19 protein-coding genes are annotated in these 18,823 nt (G+C 65.8%); 10 read left to right on the top strand and 9 right to left on the bottom strand.

Annotated elements, in window-relative coordinates; translation table 11 throughout:
• Nucleotides 1-106: 106 nt before the first annotated feature.
• Nucleotides 107-1,090: a nicotinate-nucleotide--dimethylbenzimidazole phosphoribosyltransferase gene (locus P24_RS14930; protein WP_008945576.1), complete on the bottom strand. Its 984-nt coding sequence runs from the start codon at nt 1,088-1,090 to the stop codon at nt 107-109.
• Between the two features lie 117 nt (nt 1,091-1,207).
• Between P24_RS14930 and P24_RS14935 the strand changes: the two genes are divergently transcribed.
• Both P24_RS14935 and P24_RS14940 read left to right on the top strand, forming a co-directional pair.
• Nucleotides 1,208-1,855 (top strand): histidine phosphatase family protein, encoded by a 648-nt coding sequence (locus P24_RS14935; RefSeq protein WP_008945577.1) that lies wholly within the window; start codon nt 1,208-1,210, stop codon nt 1,853-1,855.
• Between the two features lie 111 nt (nt 1,856-1,966).
• A complete protein-coding gene (locus P24_RS14940) occupies nt 1,967-2,653 on the top strand; it encodes a lipid-binding SYLF domain-containing protein (RefSeq protein ID WP_008945578.1) in 687 nt (228 codons plus the stop codon).
• A 42-nt stretch (nt 2,654-2,695) separates the two neighbouring features.
• Here P24_RS14940 and P24_RS20140 read toward each other — a convergent pair whose 3' ends face one another.
• A complete protein-coding gene (locus P24_RS20140; RefSeq protein WP_008945579.1) occupies nt 2,696-3,205 on the bottom strand; it encodes a pentapeptide repeat-containing protein in 510 nt (169 codons plus the stop codon).
• A 1,122-nt stretch (nt 3,206-4,327) separates the two neighbouring features.
• Between P24_RS20140 and sdhC the strand changes: the two genes are divergently transcribed.
• From sdhC to P24_RS14965, 4 genes are read left to right on the top strand one after another with little or no spacing between them, the layout of a single operon-like run.
• Nucleotides 4,328-4,726: a succinate dehydrogenase, cytochrome b556 subunit gene (sdhC, locus tag P24_RS20300; protein WP_040707927.1), complete on the top strand. Its 399-nt coding sequence runs from the start codon at nt 4,328-4,330 to the stop codon at nt 4,724-4,726.
• Between the two features lie 3 nt (nt 4,727-4,729).
• On the top strand, nt 4,730-5,110 hold the full coding sequence (gene sdhD, locus P24_RS20305) for a succinate dehydrogenase, hydrophobic membrane anchor protein (protein ID WP_008945581.1): 381 nt from the start codon (nt 4,730-4,732) through the stop codon (nt 5,108-5,110).
• Between the two features lie 3 nt (nt 5,111-5,113).
• Nucleotides 5,114-6,910: a succinate dehydrogenase flavoprotein subunit gene (gene sdhA / locus P24_RS14960; RefSeq protein ID WP_008945582.1), complete on the top strand. Its 1,797-nt coding sequence runs from the start codon at nt 5,114-5,116 to the stop codon at nt 6,908-6,910.
• A gap of 41 nt (nt 6,911-6,951) precedes the next feature.
• The gene (locus tag P24_RS14965; protein ID WP_008945583.1) at nt 6,952-7,731 is read left to right on the top strand and encodes a succinate dehydrogenase iron-sulfur subunit; all 780 of its coding nucleotides are present in this window, start codon (nt 6,952-6,954) and stop codon (nt 7,729-7,731) included.
• A gap of 58 nt (nt 7,732-7,789) precedes the next feature.
• Here P24_RS14965 and P24_RS14970 read toward each other — a convergent pair whose 3' ends face one another.
• From P24_RS14970 to P24_RS14985, 4 genes are all read right to left on the bottom strand, one after another.
• Nucleotides 7,790-8,779: a cobalamin biosynthesis protein CobD/CbiB gene (locus tag P24_RS14970; protein ID WP_008945584.1), complete on the bottom strand. Its 990-nt coding sequence runs from the start codon at nt 8,777-8,779 to the stop codon at nt 7,790-7,792.
• A gap of 220 nt (nt 8,780-8,999) precedes the next feature.
• Nucleotides 9,000-10,442, bottom strand: coding sequence for an alkaline phosphatase D family protein (locus P24_RS14975; protein WP_008945585.1), 1,443 nt, complete (start codon nt 10,440-10,442; stop codon nt 9,000-9,002).
• Nucleotides 10,443-10,446: 4 nt separating this feature from the next.
• Nucleotides 10,447-11,244 (bottom strand): ABC transporter permease, encoded by a 798-nt coding sequence (locus P24_RS14980; RefSeq protein ID WP_008945586.1) that lies wholly within the window; start codon nt 11,242-11,244, stop codon nt 10,447-10,449.
• Nucleotides 11,241-12,008, bottom strand: a complete 768-nt coding sequence (locus tag P24_RS14985) for an ABC transporter ATP-binding protein (protein WP_008945587.1) — start codon at nt 12,006-12,008, stop codon at nt 11,241-11,243. The genes P24_RS14980 and P24_RS14985 overlap by 4 nt, the downstream gene beginning before the upstream one ends.
• Nucleotides 12,009-12,058: 50 nt before the next feature.
• Between P24_RS14985 and P24_RS14990 the strand changes: the two genes are divergently transcribed.
• Both P24_RS14990 and P24_RS14995 read left to right on the top strand, forming a co-directional pair.
• Complete coding sequence (locus P24_RS14990) at nt 12,059-13,363, top strand: ActS/PrrB/RegB family redox-sensitive histidine kinase (RefSeq protein ID WP_008945588.1); 1,305 nt, start codon at nt 12,059-12,061, stop codon at nt 13,361-13,363.
• A 99-nt stretch (nt 13,364-13,462) separates the two neighbouring features.
• The gene (locus P24_RS14995; protein WP_040707930.1) at nt 13,463-14,035 is read left to right on the top strand and encodes an ActR/PrrA/RegA family redox response regulator transcription factor; all 573 of its coding nucleotides are present in this window, start codon (nt 13,463-13,465) and stop codon (nt 14,033-14,035) included.
• Between the two features lie 25 nt (nt 14,036-14,060).
• Here P24_RS14995 and P24_RS15000 read toward each other — a convergent pair whose 3' ends face one another.
• Entirely contained in the window at nt 14,061-14,495 is a 435-nt protein-coding gene (locus P24_RS15000; protein ID WP_008945590.1) for a DUF1178 family protein, read from the bottom strand.
• Between the two features lie 76 nt (nt 14,496-14,571).
• On the opposite strand from P24_RS15000, the gene P24_RS15005 reads away from it, so the two are divergent.
• Entirely contained in the window at nt 14,572-15,090 is a 519-nt protein-coding gene (locus P24_RS15005) for a class I SAM-dependent methyltransferase (protein WP_008945591.1), read from the top strand.
• Between the two features lie 18 nt (nt 15,091-15,108).
• Here the strand turns inward: P24_RS15005 and P24_RS15010 are convergent, their stop codons facing one another.
• The gene (locus P24_RS15010; protein WP_008945592.1) at nt 15,109-15,549 is read right to left on the bottom strand and encodes a hypothetical protein; all 441 of its coding nucleotides are present in this window, start codon (nt 15,547-15,549) and stop codon (nt 15,109-15,111) included.
• A gap of 280 nt (nt 15,550-15,829) precedes the next feature.
• Here P24_RS15010 and P24_RS15015 point away from each other — a divergent pair, with 280 nt between their 5' ends.
• Complete coding sequence (locus P24_RS15015; protein WP_008945593.1) at nt 15,830-17,278, top strand: malonyl-CoA decarboxylase; 1,449 nt, start codon at nt 15,830-15,832, stop codon at nt 17,276-17,278.
• Nucleotides 17,279-17,286: 8 nt separating this feature from the next.
• Here the strand turns inward: P24_RS15015 and P24_RS15020 are convergent, their stop codons facing one another.
• Nucleotides 17,287-18,699, bottom strand: coding sequence for a helix-turn-helix domain-containing protein (locus P24_RS15020; protein ID WP_008945594.1), 1,413 nt, complete (start codon nt 18,697-18,699; stop codon nt 17,287-17,289).
• Nucleotides 18,700-18,823 lie beyond the last annotated feature (124 nt).

An 18,823-nucleotide genomic window follows, 5' to 3' on the forward strand; every position in this document is an offset into this window, starting at 1 on the left:
GAGTCTCCCTTGGCGGTTGTCCCCCTCAATCGGGGTATTTGTGCCAAGTAACGCCCGACAATGGCAAGAGTACGGCTGTTTTCGCCCCGTAAAAGCCGCGATATTCTCAGTTGCGCTGGTCGGCGGCGATCTGGCAGGCGCAGGCGGCGCGCAGCACGGACAGGGCGGTGGCGGAGGCGACGCCATCGCCGGTCGAAATGCCGAGGTCGAGCAGCGGTTCGAATCCCAGCGCGCGGCCGAGTGCCGCCGCCAGCGGGTCGGCGCTCGCATGGGCCAGCAGGCAGTGCTGGATTGCCGTCGGCTCCAGCGCGCGCAGCACCAGCGCGGCTGCCAGTCCTTCGATGCCGTCGATCAGCACCGGCGTGCGGGCGAAGCGGCAGGCCAGGATGGCGCCGGCCATTGCCGCGATATCGAGGCCGCCCAGGCAGCGCAGCGCCTCCAGCGGGTCGGCCCTGGTGCCGGCATGCAACGAGACCGCCTTGTCGATGAGGGCGAGCCGCGCCGGATCGGTGGAGGGTCCGCACCAGTCCGCCGCCATGCCGCCCAGCAGCAGGGTTGCCAGCGCCGCCGCCGGCAGCTGCGATTCGGCAGAGATGCTGGCCAGCGCCAGCACATCGATGCCGGGTTCGACAGCGATCATGCCGTAGGTCATGGCGCGCGCGCAGTCGGCCTCCTCCAGCGCCGGGCCCTGCGTGAAATCGCCGCTCGCCAGCTCGACTGACAATTCGTAGATGCGCAGGTCGGAATCGAGCGATTCCGCCAGCCGGTTCAATGGCGTCTCGCCGTCCAGGAAGCGCTTCACGGACGCCTCGCTCGCGGCCACCGGGTCGAGGCCGAGCGCGGCGGCGGCGCCATGGCTGGCGGCGAACAGGGTCAGGCGCGGATGGTTCAGCTGCGGCGCGGTCCGTCCCTGCCAGCCGGCCAGGAAGCGCGCCAGCGTCGCCAGCCGGCCAGTGCCAGGCAGGGCGGCATGGCCCGCCGCACTCGCGGCATCGCGGTCGATGTCCGGCAGGTCACCCAGCATGCGGCGGATTTCGCCGAAATGCGGCTCCTCGGCACGGGTCTCTTCGGCGCGGGGCTCCTGGGCCATGGCGGTGTCCTCTCCATATCGGGTCGGCTCATGTCGGCGATGAAGATATCGCGACGGCGCCTCTCTCCTATATCCTCACGCGCGAGAGAGAAAGCAGAATGAAAAGGATGCGACGGGATGAACCAGGACAGTCCGATGACAACGCGCTGGTGGTGGATACGGCACGCGCCGGTCAACAGCACCGGGGGCCGGATCTACGGCGCCGGCGATCCGCTGGCGGATGTGTCGGATATCGAGAGCTTCCGGGGGCTGGCCGGGCTGCTACCGCGCGATGCGGTGTGGGTGACTACGCATCTGCAGCGCACCCACCAGACCATGGCGGCAATCGGCGAAGCCGGCTATCCGCTGCCGGAGGCCGGCACGCAGGGCATCGAGATCGATCTCGGCGAGCAGAGTTTCGGCGATCTGCAGGGCAGGCCCCGGCATGAGGTGTTCGCCACGGTGGAATTCCAGCGCCACCGCTTCTGGCTGACCGCGCCGGAGGTGGCACCGCCTGGCGGCGAGAGCTTTGAGGATCTGCTGGGCCGGGTGACTCCGGTGGTCGAGCGGCTGACGCATGACTATGCGCGGCGGGATGTCATCTGCGTCGCCCATGGCGGTACGATCCGCGCGGCGCTGGCGCATGCGCTGGAGATACCGGCGGCCAAGGCGCTGCATTTCCAGATCGATAATTTGTCGGTCACCCGCATCGACCATCATCCGGCGGAGGAGAACTGGCCGGACCCGGCCTGGCAGGTGGTGATGGTGAACCGGCACCCGAAATAGGCCCGGGACCAAGGGTGGAGACGGAACGTATCGCCGGTCCCGGCGTTTCTATCGGCAGGAAGTAAGCCCGCACGGCGGGCATCTGTTGCATGAAACATGAGGAGATTGGCCATGCGCCGTCTGCGATACGCCCTTACCCTGGCCCTCGGCCTGTTCGTCGCCGCCCCGGCGATGACGACCCCGGCCCATGCCGACGACACGCCGCAGCTGCTGGTGGACAAGTCGCTCGGCTCGCTGCGCGCGATCCTGAATGAAAAAGGGCTGGAACCGGCCCGCGAGCATCTGAAGCAGGCCAAGGGCGTGCTGATCGTGCCCGACCTCATCAAGGCCGGCTTCATCCTGGGCGGCCAGGCTGGCGATGGCGTGCTGCTGACGCGCGGCGCGGATGGCAGCTGGAGCGGCCCGGCCTTCTATCAGGTGATAGCCGGCAGCATCGGCCTGCAGGCGGGTGTCGAATCGCGGGAGACCATCTTCCTGGTGATGAGCGATGCCGGCCTGAAGAAGCTGATGCAGAACGAGATGAAGCTTGGTGCCGATGCCAGTGTCGCCGTCGGTGGCGTTGGCGCAGGCGTTGGCGCGGCCAGTACCGGCAACCCGGAAGCCGACATTCTGGTCTATGCCAAGTCGAAGGGTCTGTTCGGTGGCGGTTCGCTGGAAGGCGGTGTCGTGAAGCCGAAGCCTGAGATGAACAAGGCCTATTACGGTGCCGACGTCACGGCCGAGGGCATCGTCATGGGTGGCGGTCGCACGCCGGCCGGCAGTGCCGAGCTGCGCAAGGAGCTTGCCGCCAACGACTAAGGCCGCTTTCCCGGCCTTCTGGAAATCGGCGTCTGTCGCACATCAGCGGCAGGCGCCGATTGAGTCTTCGCCGCAGCGTCGCTTGCCATCGATCCACAGCGCGCCGCGCAGATCGGCCCGGAAGAAATCCGCGTCCCGGATGTCCGCACCGGTAAAGTCCGCCTCGCGCAGGATCGCGTTATGGAACCGGGCGCGCGACAGGTTGGCGCCTTTCAGCGAGGCGCCGGTCAGGTCGGCACGGGAGAAGTCCGCATAGGTGAAGCGCCCGCCATCCAGCGAGGCGCCCGGCATCCTAGTTTCCAGGAACAGCGCCCGGTTGGCATCGGCCTCGCTTAGATCGGCCCCGGCGATGTCGCTGCGGTTCAGGTTGGTCTGCCACAGGGTCGCCTTCGTCAGGTTAGCGCCGGGCATCTCCTGCCGGCTCATATTGCAGTTCCGCCAATCCACGCCCGGACCGGGCGGATCGCCGCAGCCCGCAAGGGCGGGGGAGGGGGCAAGCGACACCGCTGTCAGCGCCGCCAGCAGGAAGGAAAGGCCGATGATCTTCTTCATTGCCAGCCAATGTAGCGCCTCCCGGTCCGCTTGCAATGTTCGAGGGGTATTTCCGCCGTCCCGTCCGCGGTCTTCTGGCCGCGACATGCTGTTCCGGCGCAATAGCCCTATGGGGCCATGCCAGGCAAACCACCTTATCTGGTTGTTGCGAGACGCCGATTCTGATAAAAAGCAGAGGCGTCGAGGATGTAGGCGATAATCGCCCGGCCCGGGAAGGCACGTCCTCGACGCCTCTCTTTTCGGGGCCGGAGGCGGGCCGCAAGCGACCGCCGGAACCCCAGACGCAGAAACCGTCATTCTCTTTGCGCTGTCCGGTGCGGGGCACCAGGCTGGGCGACAGCTTGGCACGGAGCCGCCCGGCCGACAGCGCGCAAGATCTCCCGCAAGTCATGCCGCCCCGTCATCGCCGTCGTTGGGCCACGAAGGAACCCGGACCGGCGCGACCGCTGGCATGCCCCTTCCCCTCGGTGCCGGTCCGCCTGATCGGCTGAACCGGACCGCGCGGTTCCGCTATCCACCATCGCCGCTGGCGCGGCGCGGTTTCCAAGCGGGCGGGTGGCGGTGCGATTCTATGGATCGTTTCCGAACAGGCCGTTTCCGGCCATCTGGTCCCGATCAGCCAGCGGGGGCCGGTAACCGGCCTGCCGCCAGCATGGCATTAACATCGCCCTGTGCCATGACGCCTACTGCGCTGGAATCAAGTCTGTCGGAATTTCATTGCCCTGGCAACGAAAAATCGGTATTAATCAACCAATTTATCGCAAGAAAAAGTTACTAAATTTCACTAACGGTTTTTCCACAGGCCCTTCCATTTGTACCCAAGCCGCATCCTCGCGAAAAATCATTCCATGGCTGTGTGTTGCGCCTCTGGCTGGCGTCCAAGGCGCGGTTTATCCACAGCGGTGGATAATGTTCGGCAAAAAATCCACAGGACGAGGCCTTGATGCTGCGCCGGACGGTTCTCTGCGGTGCGGGGCGTTGGACGGCTGCGCCGGGGGTAAGGCAGCGCTGCGTTGACTTGAAGGCGGGCGGGGTCTAAATCAACTGCGTGTTTAAGAGACGGGCCCAACCCGTTCAGGTACAGTTGAAAACCATTCTTACCGCTCTGGCGAAGGGGGCACCATGCAGTCCGGCGGGAAGGCGGCACGGCCGCTATCACCCCATTTGCAGATTTACCGTCCGCAGATTACCTCTGCGCTGTCGATCCTGCACCGCATCACCGGCGTCGCACTCTCGGTCGGCACGCTGATGCTGACCTGGTGGCTGCTGGCCGCTGCGGCTGGCCCTGATCATTTCGCGCTGGCGCACGGCTTCATCACCTCCTGGCTTGGCTGGCTGCTGCTGCTGGGCTGGTCGGTGGCGCTGTTCTATCACCTGTCCAACGGCATCCGGCATCTTGCCTGGGACGCCGGCTGGGGCTTCGAGCTGCCGCAGGTGTACAAGAGCGGCTATGCGGTGCTTGCCGCCACGGTGATCCTGACCGCCATCGCCTGGGGCGTTGGCCTCTCGATGGGGAGCTGAGCCATGTCGATGCAATCCAATCTCGGCCGCGTGCGCGGCATGGGTTCCGCCAAGGAAGGCGTGCATCACTGGTGGATGCAGCGCCTGACCGCCATCGCGCTGGTGCCGTTGATGCTGTGGCTGGTGATCTCCATCGTCGCCCATGCCGGGGCCGGCCATGCCGCCGTGACCGCGTGGATGGGGCAGCCCATCCCGGCCATCCTGATGATCCTGCTGGTGGTCGGAGGCTACTATCATGCCAAGCTCGGTATGCAGGTGGTCATCGAGGATTATGTGCATAACGAGGGTGTGAAGTTCGCCGCCCTCATCGGCTTGAAGTTGCTCACCGTGGTGCTAGGTGTCGCTTCCGTGTTCGCCATTCTGAAGCTGGCTTTCGGAGCTTAACCCATGCAGTCCTACAAGATTGTCGATCATGCCTATGATGTTGTCGTGGTGGGGGCCGGCGGTGCCGGCCTGCGCGCGACCATGGGCGCCACCATGGCCGGGCTGAAGACCGCCTGCGTGACCAAGGTGTTCCCGACCCGCAGCCACACGGTGGCAGCCCAGGGCGGCATCGGTGCCGCGCTGAACAACATGAATGATGGCGATAACTGGCAGTACCACATGTACGACACCGTGAAGGGGTCGGACTGGCTGGGGGATCAGGACGCCATCGAGTACATGTGCCGCAACGCGATCCCGGCGATCATCGAGCTGGAGCATTTCGGCATGCCCTTCAGCCGCACCGAGGAGGGCAAGATCTATCAGCGCCCGTTCGGCGGGCACACCACCAACTACGGCGAGGGCATGGCCAAGCGGGCCTGTGCCGCCGCCGACCGCACCGGCCATGCGCTGCTGCACACGCTCTACCAGCAGTGCCTGAAGCACAAGGCGGAGTTCTTCATCGAATATTTCGCGCTCGACCTCATCATCGATGAGGAGGGCGAGTGCCGTGGCGTCATGGCGCTGTGCCTGGAGGACGGCACGATTCACCGTTTCCGCGGGCATCAGGTGGTGCTGGCGACCGGCGGCTATGGCCGCGCCTATTTCTCCTGCACCTCGGCGCATACCTGCACCGGCGATGGCGGGGCGATGGTGCTGCGCGCCGGCCTGCCGCTGCAGGACATGGAGTTCGTGCAGTTCCACCCGACCGGCATCTATGGCGCTGGCTGCCTGATCACCGAGGGCGCGCGCGGCGAGGGCGGCTACCTCACCAATTCCGAGGGTGAGCGCTTCATGGAGCGCTATGCCCCCAACGCCAAGGATCTGGCCAGCCGCGACGTGGTCAGCCGGGCGATGACGGTGGAGATCAATGAGGGCCGCGGCGTCGGTCCGAACAAGGATCACATCCATCTGCATCTGGAGCATCTGGACCCGGCGGTGCTGCACCAGCGCCTGCCCGGTATTTCCGAGACCGCCAAGGTGTTCGCCGGCGTCGATGTGACCAAGGAGCCGATCCCCGTGGTGCCGACCGTGCACTACAATATGGGCGGCATCCCGACCAACTATCATGGCGAGGTGTTCCGGCCGACCAAGGATGATCCGGACGCCACCATCCCCGGCCTGATGGCGGCGGGCGAGGCGGCCTGCGTGTCGGTGCATGGCGCCAACCGCCTCGGCACCAACTCGCTGCTCGACCTGGTCGTGTTCGGCCGGGCCTGCGCCAACCGCTGCGGCGAGACGCTGAAGCCGGGCACCCCGCACAAGCCGCTGCCCGAGAGTGCCGGTGAGAACGCCATCGCGCGTCTCGATGCCGTGCGCTTCAACAAGGGCGGCACCAAGACCGGCGAGGTGCGGCTGAAGATGCAGCATGTCATGCAGCGTCATGCCGCCGTGTTCCGCGACCAGAACATCCTGGAGACCGGCGTGAAGAACATTCACGATGTCGCCAAAGGCCTGGTCGATGTGGCGGTGACCGACAAGTCGCTGATCTGGAACACCGACCTGGTGGAGACGCTGGAGCTTCACAACCTCATGGGCCAGGCCATCGTCACGCTGGAATCCGGCGAGGCGCGCAAGGAAAGCCGCGGCGCGCACGCCCGCGACGACTTCACCGAGCGCGATGACGAGAACTGGATGAAGCACACCGTCTCCTGGTGCGATGTGGATAATGGCTTCAAGGTGGAGCTGGGCTATCGCCCGGTGCATCTGAACACCATGTCGAACGAGATCAAGACGATCCCGCCGAAGGCCCGCGTCTACTAAGCCCGGCCATTTCTTCTGGAGCCCAGGACAAGGAAACCCCCATGGCTCAGTTCACGCTGCCCGCCAACTCCAAGGTTACCGACGGCCAGACCTACAAGGCGCCGGACGGGGCGAAGCGGGTCAAGAAGTTCAAGATCTACCGCTACGATCCCGACAGCGGGAAGACGCCGCGTGTCGATACCTACGAGATCGATCTCGACGATTGCGCGCCGATGGTTCTCGACGCGCTGATCAAGATCAAGAACGAGGTCGATACCACGCTGACCTTCCGCCGTTCCTGCCGCGAGGGCATCTGCGGTTCCTGCTCGATGAACATCGACGGCACCAACACGCTGGCCTGCCTGAAGCCGATCGAGGATGTCGAGGGCGAGGTGAAGATCTACCCGCTGCCGCACATGCCGGTGATCAAGGACCTGGTGCCCGACCTCTCGACGCCCTATGCGCAGCTGGCCTCCATTGAGCCGTGGCTGCAGACCGAATCGGCCCCGCCGCCGGATACCGAACGCCGGCAGAGCCCGGAGGAGCGCGAGAAGCTGGATGGGCTGTGGGAGTGCGTGCTGTGCTTCTGCTGCTCCACCTCCTGCCCCAGCTACTGGTGGAATGGCGACCGCTATCTCGGCCCGGCCGTGCTGCTGCAGGCCTATCGCTGGATCGCCGACAGCCGCGACGAGAAGACCGGCGAGCGTCTGGACGCGCTGGAGGACCCGTTCCGCCTCTATCGCTGCCATACCATCATGAACTGCACCAAGACCTGCCCGAAGCATCTGAACCCGGCGAAGGCCATCGCCGAGATCAAGAAGATGATGGTGATGCGCCGCTGATCGCGGACTGTATCGCAGGCGAAACGAACCCCGCCGGGCCTGCCGGCGGGGTTTTGTTTTAAAGGCGCAGGCTGACCACAATGGTCGCGGCCAGTAGGCCGGCCAGCACCACGCCGGAAACCGCATAGAGCATCAGGGCGCGGCGCACATCGTCAGGCTGCAGCCGAGCCCGGCCGCTGCCGATCCATGCGCCGGGCACGGTCAGCGCGGCATGCTGGCGCGGGCCGCCAAGCGACAGATCGAGCGCGCCGGCCATCGCCGCCAGAGCTCGTCCTTCGGTCTGGTCCTTCGCCTTATCGCCGTCGCGCAGCAGGATGCGCAGGGCCGTGAGGGGCCGCGCGGTCGGCACGGCGATGGCGGCTATCGTGAAGGCAAGGCCCGCCAGCCACGAGGCCGGCGCCTGGAACAGCCGGTCGGCCAGGGTGAAGGCACGGCCATAGAGCGTCTGGTCGCCGCGCCGCAGGATGCGCGAGCCGGCATGGGCGGCGGCCTGGGCCAGCAGGCCGGGCAGACCGAACAGCGCCGCCCACAGCAGCGGGGCCGCGACCCAGGCAACGAAGCGCTCGGTCAGCGATTCCACGGCGACGCGGGCAACGGCATGCTCGTCCAGCCGGTAGATATCGCGGTCGGTCAGCGCATCGACCGACAGCCGTGCCTCGGCCAGCGTGCCGCCCTGCAGCAGGCGGCGGGCATTCTCCGCCAGATCGTAAGTGCGGCGCAGCGTCACGAAGGCGACCATCAGCCAAAGCGCCAGCGCCCAGCCGAAGCCGCTGGTCATCGCCAGACCATGCACCGCAATCCCGACGGGAAGGACCAGGATCAGCAGGGCCAGCAGGGCCAGCCAGCTCCGGATGCGCAGCGAGCGCGGCGTGCGTTCCGGCCGGTTCAGCCGGTCGTCGAACCAGCGCGCCAGCCGGCCCAGCAGATGGGCCGGATTCAGCCGCGACAGGCTGCGCGGCCACACGAAGCCGCCGGCATAGGCATCGATAGCCAGTGCCGCGATCAGCAAGATCAGGGTTTCCGTCGATTGGCCGAGAAACAGGAGCATGCGCTACAATGCCCATCGCCCTGCGCGAGCGTCAATTGGTGGTGAGAGACAGTATTTCTAACTGATACGCCAATAGTGGAATTCCCTCTGTCGTCATTCCCGGGCTTGTCCCGGGAATCCAGGGCTCAGCCTACTCGACCGACGATCCAGCAAGCGGAAGCCTGGACCCCCGCAACAAGTGCGGGGGTGACGGTCTGGATGTGTGGAGGGACTCTGCTGCCTAAATCTCCACCTCTGACGTGCGGCCGGACTGTTCCAGCTCCCAGCTGGCGGTCCAGTCCGCGCCTCTGCGCTCCAGCACCAGATAATTGCGCTCCGCTGTGTAGGTGCCGGACTGGCCGGGCAGGCCCTGCAGGCGGATCGGATGGCCAGGCAGCGGCGAGCTGCCGAAGCGCGCCAGCAGGCCGAGACCGATGGCGTAGCCCTTGGGCGGGGCGGGATGGGATATTCCGGAGGCGACCAGCTGGTGCAGCGGCTTCGTTGGCACGTCCAGCGTGCCGTGGGTGGCCAGGTGAATCTCGCCCGACAGGCAGGTCACCGGCGTCGCGGGGTTGGCATGGAGTGCGGCCAGCCGTTCCAGGAAGTTCTTCCATTCCTCCCGGTGGGCGCGGCTCTGCCACTGGTCGCGCAAATCGTCCTCGTATTTCTCCAGCCGCGGCGTCAGATGCATCAGCGCCTCGACCCAGGACAGGCGCGGCCCCAGCGCCGGCACGCTGGACAGCAGCAGGACGCGCCCGCCCCCGCCTTTCCCGTCCGCGCCGGACCGGATGGTCTCCAGCATGGTCTCGAAGGATTTCCAGCCCGCCGGCCCCATGACGCGGTTCGGCCGCCGTTCGGAGCGCAGATCGGGCGCGATCACCTGTAGGCCGGGCAGGGCGACATGCCAGCCCAGGCTGGCGCCGCTGCGGTCCGGGCAAAAGCCGGGCAGCTCGTCCGGCCGGGCACCATACTGGAACAGCAGGAAATACTCGCGGGCGACGGCGAACAGCGTCTTGCCCTCCGGCGAATCCAGCTTCGCCGGGCGCAGCGAGCCCCAGCCGTCGCAGATATCGTGGTCGTCCCACATGGCGAGCGAGGGCACCCGCGCCATCATGCCGGAGATCGCCGGCTGGCCCAGTATGTCGAGATACAGTCCGAAGAAACCGTCATGCAGGGTCTCGGCGAGATCGGCCTGCGGTGTGCCCGCCTTGGGGGGCCGCTTGCCGCGCGCCCAGCGCTTCAGCGCCGGGTGGCTTTTCAGCAGTTCGTCGGCATAGATCTGGTCGCCGCCCTGCAGCAGCAGCTGGAAGGGCCGGTCTTCATGTTCGATCCGCAGCCGCCGCCACATCGCGTTGCGTTCGTCCAATGGCCGCTCGCGGTCATCCTCCTCCTGCCCGTTGCAGGACACGAAGGCGATGCGCAGATCGCCGTGGAAATCGGCATTCACCGGATAGTGAGTGCCACCCAGGCTGTATCCGGTATCCCGCCGCATCGGCAGGGTGAAGTCATAGCGCCAGGCGGTTTTCCCCAGCCGCGTCAGCAGCCGGGTGGCAGCGATAGCCTCGCCCTCGGCATCAAGCAGCGGCGGTTCGTGTCCGTCCGGCAGCACAAGCAGGGCGGCGAGGCTGATTCGTTCCTCTGATGCACCGCGCAGATAGAGCAAGGGGCCGACAGTGTCCGTCACCCGCCTATTCCCCCTGTTGCAGCAGCAGGCCGCGCTGGCGCGCGCTGCGGAAGGCCAACAGGAAGAAGCCCACGGCCAGCACCAGATAGACGGCGTTCACCGCCATCGCGCCAGCCCACAGGTCCCAGCGGAACACGCCCTCGAACATGACGGCGCGCATGCCCTCGAACACATAGGCCGACGGCGTGGCCCAGGCGATGGGCTGCAGCCAGAAGGGCAATGTGGCGACCGGGTAGTAGATGCCGCTGACCGGCGCGAAGGCGAAGATGGTGATCCAGGCCAGGCTTTCCGCGCCCAGCCCCACGCGCATGATGAGGCCGGTGACCGCCAGCCCCAGCGACCAGCCCATGATCATCAGGGCGCTGAAGAAGGCGAGCAGCGGCAGGCCCAGCGAGAAGATCGAGTAATGATAGAGCGGGATCGCTAGCAGCATCGCCGGCACCACGCCGATCAGCGTGCGGATCAAGGCCATGCTCACCAGCGCCGCGGCAAATTCCTGCGGCCTCAGCGGGCTGACGAAGAGATGGCCCAGATTGCGTGACCACATTTCCTCCAGGAAGGAGATGGAAACGCCGAGCTGGCTGCGGAACACCACATCCCACAACAACACGGCGGCCAGCAGGACGCCGACGGCCTCCGCCACCCAGGAGGAGTGGCCGAGGAAGAACTGGGTGATGAAACCCCATATGACCATCTGAACGGTCGGCCAGTAGGCAAGTTCCAGCAGTCGTGGCCAGGAGCCGCGCAGCAGATAGAGATAGCGCAGCACCATTGCCGCGATCCGGTTGGCGGACGCGATCATGCGGAGACCGCCTCCGGCGCGGTGTCGGGCCGGCGGGCGATGTCGAGGAAGACTTCCTCAAGGTTCTGGCGGCCATAGCGCGCGATCAGCTCCGACGGGGCACCCCGGTCCACGATCCGCCCGCCGCGCATCATCAGCACGGCATCGCACAGCCGCTCCACCTCCTGCATGTTGTGCGAGGCGAGCAGGATGGTGGCGCCGCTGTCCTGCTGGTAGCGCCGCAGATACTGGCGCACCCAGTCCGCCGTGTCGGGGTCCAGACTCGCCGTCGGCTCATCCAGCAGCAGCACTTCCGGCCGGTTCAGCAGCGCCTTGGCCAGCGTCACCCGCGTCTTCTGCCCGGCGGACAGCTTGCCGGCGGGGCGCTCCAGCAGGGCCTCGATATCCATGTCGGCGGCGATTGCGGCTATCCGCGCCTTGCGGTCGCGCACGCCGTAGAGCCGGGCATAGATGCCCAGATTTTCGGCGACGGTCAGCCGGTGCGGCAGCTCCACATAGGGCGAGGAGAAATTCATGCGCGGCAGCGCGCGATAGCGGTGGCGCACCATATCCTCGCCCAGGATACGAATGGACCCGGAAGTGGGGATCAGCAGGCCCAGCAGCATGGACAGTGTGGTGGTCTTGCCGGCGCCATTGCCGCCCAGCAGCGCCACGGTCTGGCCGGGCGCGATGGCGAAATCGATCCCGTCCACGGCGGTCACGGTCCGCTCGCGGCTGATATAGTCCTTGCGCAGGGATTGGACTTCGAGGACGGCATCGGGCATAGCGTCTATATAGGACGATGCGGTCCGTTGCGTACAGAAGCGATAGTGAGATGAGCCCGACCCCGCCAGACCGTCCGATGACGCCGTACGAACTGACCCACCCGGTCCGTCTGCATACGCTGGTCATGCTGCGCTGGGTGGCGGTCAGCGGGCAGGCGGCGACGCTGCTGGTCACTTATTTCTGGCTGGGCTTCGACCTGCCCATCGAGCTGGGCTTCACCATCGTCGGCCTGCTGGCGCTGCTGAACCTCTCGACCGCGCTGCGCCAGCCTTCCTCGGCGCGGCTGACCGACCGCGAGGCGGCGGGGTCGATGGCCTTCGACATCTTGCAGCTCTCGGGCCTGCTGTTCATCACTGGTGGCCTCACCAATCCCTTCGCGCTGCTGGTGCTGGCGCCGGTGACGGTGGCGGCGACCATCCTGTCGGCGCGCTCCACCATCGCGCTGTGTGTGCTCTCGCTGGCCTGCCTCAGCCTGCTGGCCTTCTTCCACCTGCCGCTGCCCTGGATGACCCGGCCACTGTTCGACCTGCCGCAGACCTATGTGCTGGGCATCTGGGCCGGGTTGTGGATCGCGACGATCTTCATGGCGACCTTCGGCTGGCTGGTGGCGGAGGAAGCGCGGCGGATGCGCGATGCGCTGGCCGCGACGCAGATGGCGCTGGCGCGCGAACAGCGCCTGTCCGCACTGGGCGGGCTGGCGGCGGCGGCGGCGCATGAGCTGGGCAGCCCGCTCTCCACCATCGCGGTGGTTGCCAAGGAGTTGATCCGCGAAGTGCCGGCGGGCAGCGAGATCGCCGACGATCTGAAGCTGCTGCAGAGCGAGACCGACCGCTGCCGCCGCATTCTGGCGCAGCTGAGCCAGCGGCCGGAGGCAGACGGTAATGCGCCGTTCAGCCGCATCCGCCTGACCGACGCGGTGGAAGCAGCCGCAGCGCCTTATCGCCGCGATCCGATTGTGCTCGTGCTGGAAGCGGCGGATTCCGAGGGTAATCCGCCAACGGGGGAGGAGCCCACCCTGCCGCATACGCCGGAACTGATGCACGGGCTGGGCAACATCATGCAGAACGCCATCCAGTTCGCGCGTGAGACCGTGGAGGTCCGGCTGCACTGGGATGAGAACACGGTGCTGGTGGAAATCCAGGATGACGGGCCAGGCTATCCCCTCGCCGTGCTGGACAGTCTGGGCGAGCCGTATCTCTCTGGCCGCACGCAGCGGGACGGCCATATGGGCCTTGGCATTTTCATCGCCAAGACCCTGCTGGGGCGGACCGGGGCGCTGGTCGATTTCGGCAATGCCGGAGAAGGGGGCGGCGCGCGGGTGACGCTGCGCTGGCCACGGGCGCATACCGGCTAGTATTTGCTGCTAAAAAGCTGGTTTTGGCTTCCAGAACCACCAGATAATGCCCAGGGATGAGAACGCTATCCCGGTAAGAACGAAGGAGCAGGCCGAGACATGGCGGAAGACAGTTCTCACAGGATGACGGGGCCAGTCGCCGGCGACATGACCCTGCTGCTGGTGGATGACGATTCGCCCTTCCGCCAGCGTCTGGCGCGGGCCATGGAAAAGCGCGGCTTTGCCGTTACCGATGTGGAAACCGTCGCGGAAGGTCTGGACGCCGCGCGGCACGGTCAGCCGCCGGCTTATGCGGTGGTCGATCTGCGGCTGGCCGACGGCAGCGGCCTGGATGTGGTGGAGGCGCTGCGCAGTGCCCGCCCGGACATGCGGATCGTGATGCTGACGGGCTATGGCAACATCGCCACCGCCGTCGCCGCGATCAAGGCCGGTGCCGTCGATTACCTGCCGAAGCCGGCCGATGCCGATGCGGTCGAGGCGGCGCTGCTGGACCACAAGGAAGCGCTGCCGCCGCCGCCCGACGATCCGATGTCGGCCGACCGGGTGCGCTGGGAGCATATCCAGCGCGTGTTCCAGCAATGCGACCGCAATGTCTCGGAAACGGCGCGCCGGCTGAAGATGCACCGGCGGACCCTGCAGCGCATCCTGAACAAGCGGGCGCCGCGGCCTTAGCTTTTAGGGCCCTAAGCCCCGGCTGTCAGTTATCGGCTGTGGGAACCCAGGGCACGACGGCGATATCGATGCCTTCCTCGCGTAGTGCCTTGGCGTCCTCGCCCGAGGTCTCGCCATAGATGCTGCGCGGATCGGCCTCGCCATAATGGATTTTGCGCGCCTCCTCGGCGAAGGCAGGACCGACATAATCGGCATTCGCCTCGATCTGCCGCCGCAGCTCGCGCAGTTGGCGCAGCTGTTCGCCCGCGACGGCCATGGCCTGATCGCTGCCGGCGGTCGCGGGGGCGCTTTCCGTCGGTTTCGCGATGGCAGGGGCCATCAGCTGCTTTTCCACCTTGGTGCTGCCGCAGACCGGGCAGGCGACCTCGCCCACCTTCACCAGCGCATCATAGGCAGCACTGTCGCGGAACCAGGACTCGAAACCGTGCGCCTTGTCGCAGCGTAGCTGATATCGGATCATGGGGTGTCTGCATGAATGCCAATCGAATTGGGCATTTAATGTGGCGTGTCATCCGAATGAAACAAGAGAAATCGGCATGCATGGTGATCCCCGCCCCTCAGACTGGATCGTGCGCCACGCCGGGCTGGTGCCGGAGGGCGGCACGGTACTGGACGTGGCCGCGGGCGGTGGACGGCACACGCGGCTTTTCCGGCGGCTGGGCCATCCGGTGGTCGTGGTCGATATCGACATTGCCGGGCTGGCTGATCTTGCGGGCGACCCGGATGTCGAACTGCTGCGGCACGACCTTGAGGATGGCGGGCCCTGGCTGTTTGCGGATCGGCGCTTCGCCGGTGTGATCGTCACCAACTATCTATGGCGGCCGATCCTGGCGGATATTGTGGCCTCGGTGGCGCCGGGCGGGGCCCTGCTCTACGAGACCTTCGCCGCCGGCAACGAACGCTTCGGCAAGCCCAGCAACCCGGATTTCCTGTTGCAGCCCGGCGAATTGCTGGACGCCGTGCGCGGCGCGTTCAGAATCGTCGCCTACGAGGATATCGAACTGTCGGAACCGAGGCCGGCCATGGTGCAGCGGATCGCCGCCCTTCGGTCCTGATGGGGCGCTACTGATCCGTCAGCGCATGATGCCCGCACCGGCCAGGAAGTCGGTGAAGGCGAACAGCAGCCAGATGATGGTGATGCCGGCACCCAGAATGACGAGCAGCCAGATCACCGAGCGCAGGAAGACCGACACCTCCGCCTTCGCGCCGGCCTTGTGCTTGTGATGCTTGAAATCGACATTGGCCTTCGTGTCGGCAGCGGCGGGTGCCGCCTTTGGCGTCTCCTTTACCAGCGTGCGCTTCTCGGTGGCCGGTTTGCTGGTGTCGTAGATGACGATCTCGCGGCCCTGATTGGCGTCGGCGTCATAATCATCCTTGATGACCTTCACGCCCTCGAAACGTTTTTCGGCATAAAGCTGCTTGGCCGTATCGACCGCCTTATCCCTGTCGGAATAGGTCGAATCGATCATCCAGTTTCCGCCTTTCAGCGTGTGAACCTCATAGAGAATCGGCATCAGGCGTCCCGTTTAAGGATTGCTGGTGGCTGGCCGGCGGGGCTTTTGGCCCCCCGGTGCCGTCAATACCTCGCATTGTCTTTATTTGCGCAGTTCAATCAAGCATCTTGCAGCAAGATGACAGGGTAGCCGGTTATTGCCAGAAGGGTGGCAATACCCACATGCTGAAGAAGCCATTCCGTCAAACGCCATTGCGAGGTTCCCTGTGTCTGCTGCGAATCCGGTTCCGGAAACAATCTCGTCCGGGGATGCACCCCAGGCTGGTGGTCCAGCACCTGGCTTGCTTGACCGCGCGCTGACGAACCTGAAATCGGCCTGGCGCGAGATTGCCGGCGGCAAGGAACAGGAGCCGCACGCGCTGGACGATGGTGCTGTGCAGAAGCTGCGCGCCCGCATCGCCGAATGTATCGAGGCGCGTGGTGGTGAGGTTTCGGCCCGGGCCCGTGCGGCGGGTATCGGTCAGCTCTATCTTGGGTTGAACCGGGAAGGGCGCGAACGCTTCCTGACTGTGCTGGCCGGGGAGTTCGATGTCGAGGATGCGGCGCTGGATGCGGCGCTTGCCGCCTGTCGGGAAGCACCGGACCGGGCGGCGCGGCTGGCAGCGGAGGAAAGGCTGCGCAGCGTGCTGGTGGCGCCGCGCGTGAAGCTGCTGACCCAGTTCAACGCCTTGCCGCAGGGGGTGAAATTCCTGGTCGATATGCGCGCCGACCTGCTGCGCATGGATCTGAAGCAGCCGCACCTGGCCAGCCTCGACCGCGACATGAAGGATCTGCTGACTGCCTGGTTCGATGTCGGCTTCCTCGATATGCGGGCGATCTCCTGGGACTCGCCGGCGGCCCTGCTGGAGAAGCTGATCGCCTATGAGGCGGTGCATGAAATCCGCTCCTGGGCCGATCTGCGCAACCGGCTGGACCGCGACCGGCGCTGCTACGGCTTCTTCCATCCGCGCATGCCGGACGAACCGCTGATCTTCGTCGAGGTGGCGCTGGTGAAAGGGCTGGCGGGATCGGTCCAGGCGCTGCTGGACGAAAGCGCGCCGGTGGCCGACCCGAAAGACGCGGACACCGCGATCTTCTATTCGATCTCCAACACCCAGAACGGCCTGCGCGGTATTAGCTTCGGCAGCTTTCTCATCAAGCGCGTGGTTGATGCGCTGGCCGCCGATCTGCCGCAGCTGAAGATCTTCTCCACCTTGTCGCCGATCCCCGGTTTCCGGCGCTGGCTGGACGGCGCGCTGGCCGCCGATCCGGAGCTGTTGCCCGATGCCGAGCGCGCGGCCATCGCCGAGCGGAATGCGGATTTTGCCGATCCGTCGGTCCTGGCGCAGCTGCTGGCCGAGCCCGGCTGGCAACAGGACAAGGCGCTGGCAGAAGCGCTGCACGAGCCGCTTGAGCGGCTGTGCGCCCGCTATCTCACCATCCAGCCCAAGGGAAGGCTGCTCGATCCGGTGGCGCGCTTCCATCTCGGCAATGGCGCGCGGATCGAACGGCTGAACTGGCTGGGTGACGTGTCCGCCAAGGGACTGAAGGAATCCGCCGGGCTGATGGTGAACTATCTCTACCGGCGCGAGGATATCGAGGAGAATCACGAGGCCTATGCGCGAGACGGCACGGTTGCCGTCTCGGCCGACATCGCCGATCTGCTGGCGCCGTGGCGGGGCGACAAGAAATCCGCTCCCAAACTGCGCGTGCGCGGCAGCCGGAATCCGCTGCGCCGTATCGCCGGCTAACCGGCCTTTTACATCATCGTGTAAAGGCTTTCCGGGCGGATTGCCTCGTCCAGCCGGAAACGGTGGTTGGCCGGCGGATGCGCGCGCTGGCCGCATTCCATGCGCGGGCAGATGCGGCAGCCAACACCGATCGGCACCACATGCGCGCTGTTGGCAAGGTCGAAGCCATCGGCATAGATCATCTCGCGCGCATGGATCATCGCGCAGCCGATGCCGATGGCGAAATGCCGGCGCGGGGCGTTGTGACGGTAGTCGCCCTTGGTGATGGTGCGGGCGATGCAGAAATAGCGCTCGCCGCTTGGCATCTCGGATATCTGGATATTGATGCGTTCCGGCTGCAGGAAGGCGGCATAGACGTTCCAGCGCGGGCACGCACCGGAATGGCGCGGAATCTGGATACCCGACAGCGAGAAGCGCTTGGAGATGTTTCCGGCGATATCGGTGCGCACAAGGTGCATCGGGATGCCCTGCAGGCCCGGCCGCTGCAGGCTGGTCAGCCGGTGGCACACCTGCTCGAAGCTGGCGCCGAAGCGGCGTGCCAGACGCTCGATGTCGTAACGGTAGTCGCGTGCCATCCGGTAGAACGGCTCATAGGGCATGATGAGGGCGGCGGCGAAATAGGCGGCCAGCGCGTTGCGCGCGAGGTCAGGCGCGTCGCCTTCCGGCAGGCTGGCCTCGGCGACGATGGCGTCGATCTCGCGCACCGCCGCCAGCAGGCCCAGTTGGTGCGCCGCCGCGAAGATCGCCGATTCCGGCGGCAATATGTCGGAGACCAAAAGCCGGCCACTGGTGGGCTCCAGCTTGCGGGCAATGCCGGAGGGCAGCGAGGAAAGGCGCCAGTCGATACCGAACACATTGGCAAGGTAGCTCTTCAGCCCGCCCTCGAAATCCTCGGCGGCATGGTCGATATCGGCGCGCACCCGCTCCGCCGCCGCCTCCAGCGCCGGGAAGTAATTGGCATTCTCCTGGATGAAATCGGAAATCCGGTCGGTCGCCAGATGAAAGGGCGGGCCTTCCTCGCTCGGTATGTCGGGCTCTGCCTGGCGGTGCGATTCCAGCGCGCGATAGCGGTCGTAGAGATGCAGGATGGCGCGCGCCACGGCCGGGTTGCTGTGCGCGAAGTCGCGGATGTCGTGGTTGGTAAGGTCGGATTCCGCGAACAGATCCTCGCCGAACATCTCCATCAGGTCGCCGACGATCCGCGCCTCGTCGCCATCGACCAGGTCGCCCGGCTCCACGCCGAAATACCCGGCCAGCTTGAACAGCAGCGGCACGGTGATCTTGCGGCGGTTGTGCTCGATCAAATTCAGGTAGCTGATCGAGATTCCGAGTGCCGACGCCAGGTCGGTCTGGCTCAGCCGGCGCTGCAGGCGAAGCTTGCGGATGCGCGATCCGATCTGCGGGTCCGATTTTGCGGTCATGTCCGCCCCTCGGTTTACAAAATTTTACAAACCGTGCCGTTTTCTTTGACCTGTGTTTTGCAGGTTTACACGGCTAACTCACGATATTTGTTGCGTAAATTCGGCTCGTGTCAAATCTTTACAT

Source organism: Oceanibaculum indicum P24, from assembly GCF_000299935.1.
Taxonomy (GTDB): Bacteria; Pseudomonadota; Alphaproteobacteria; order Oceanibaculales; family Oceanibaculaceae; genus Oceanibaculum; species Oceanibaculum indicum.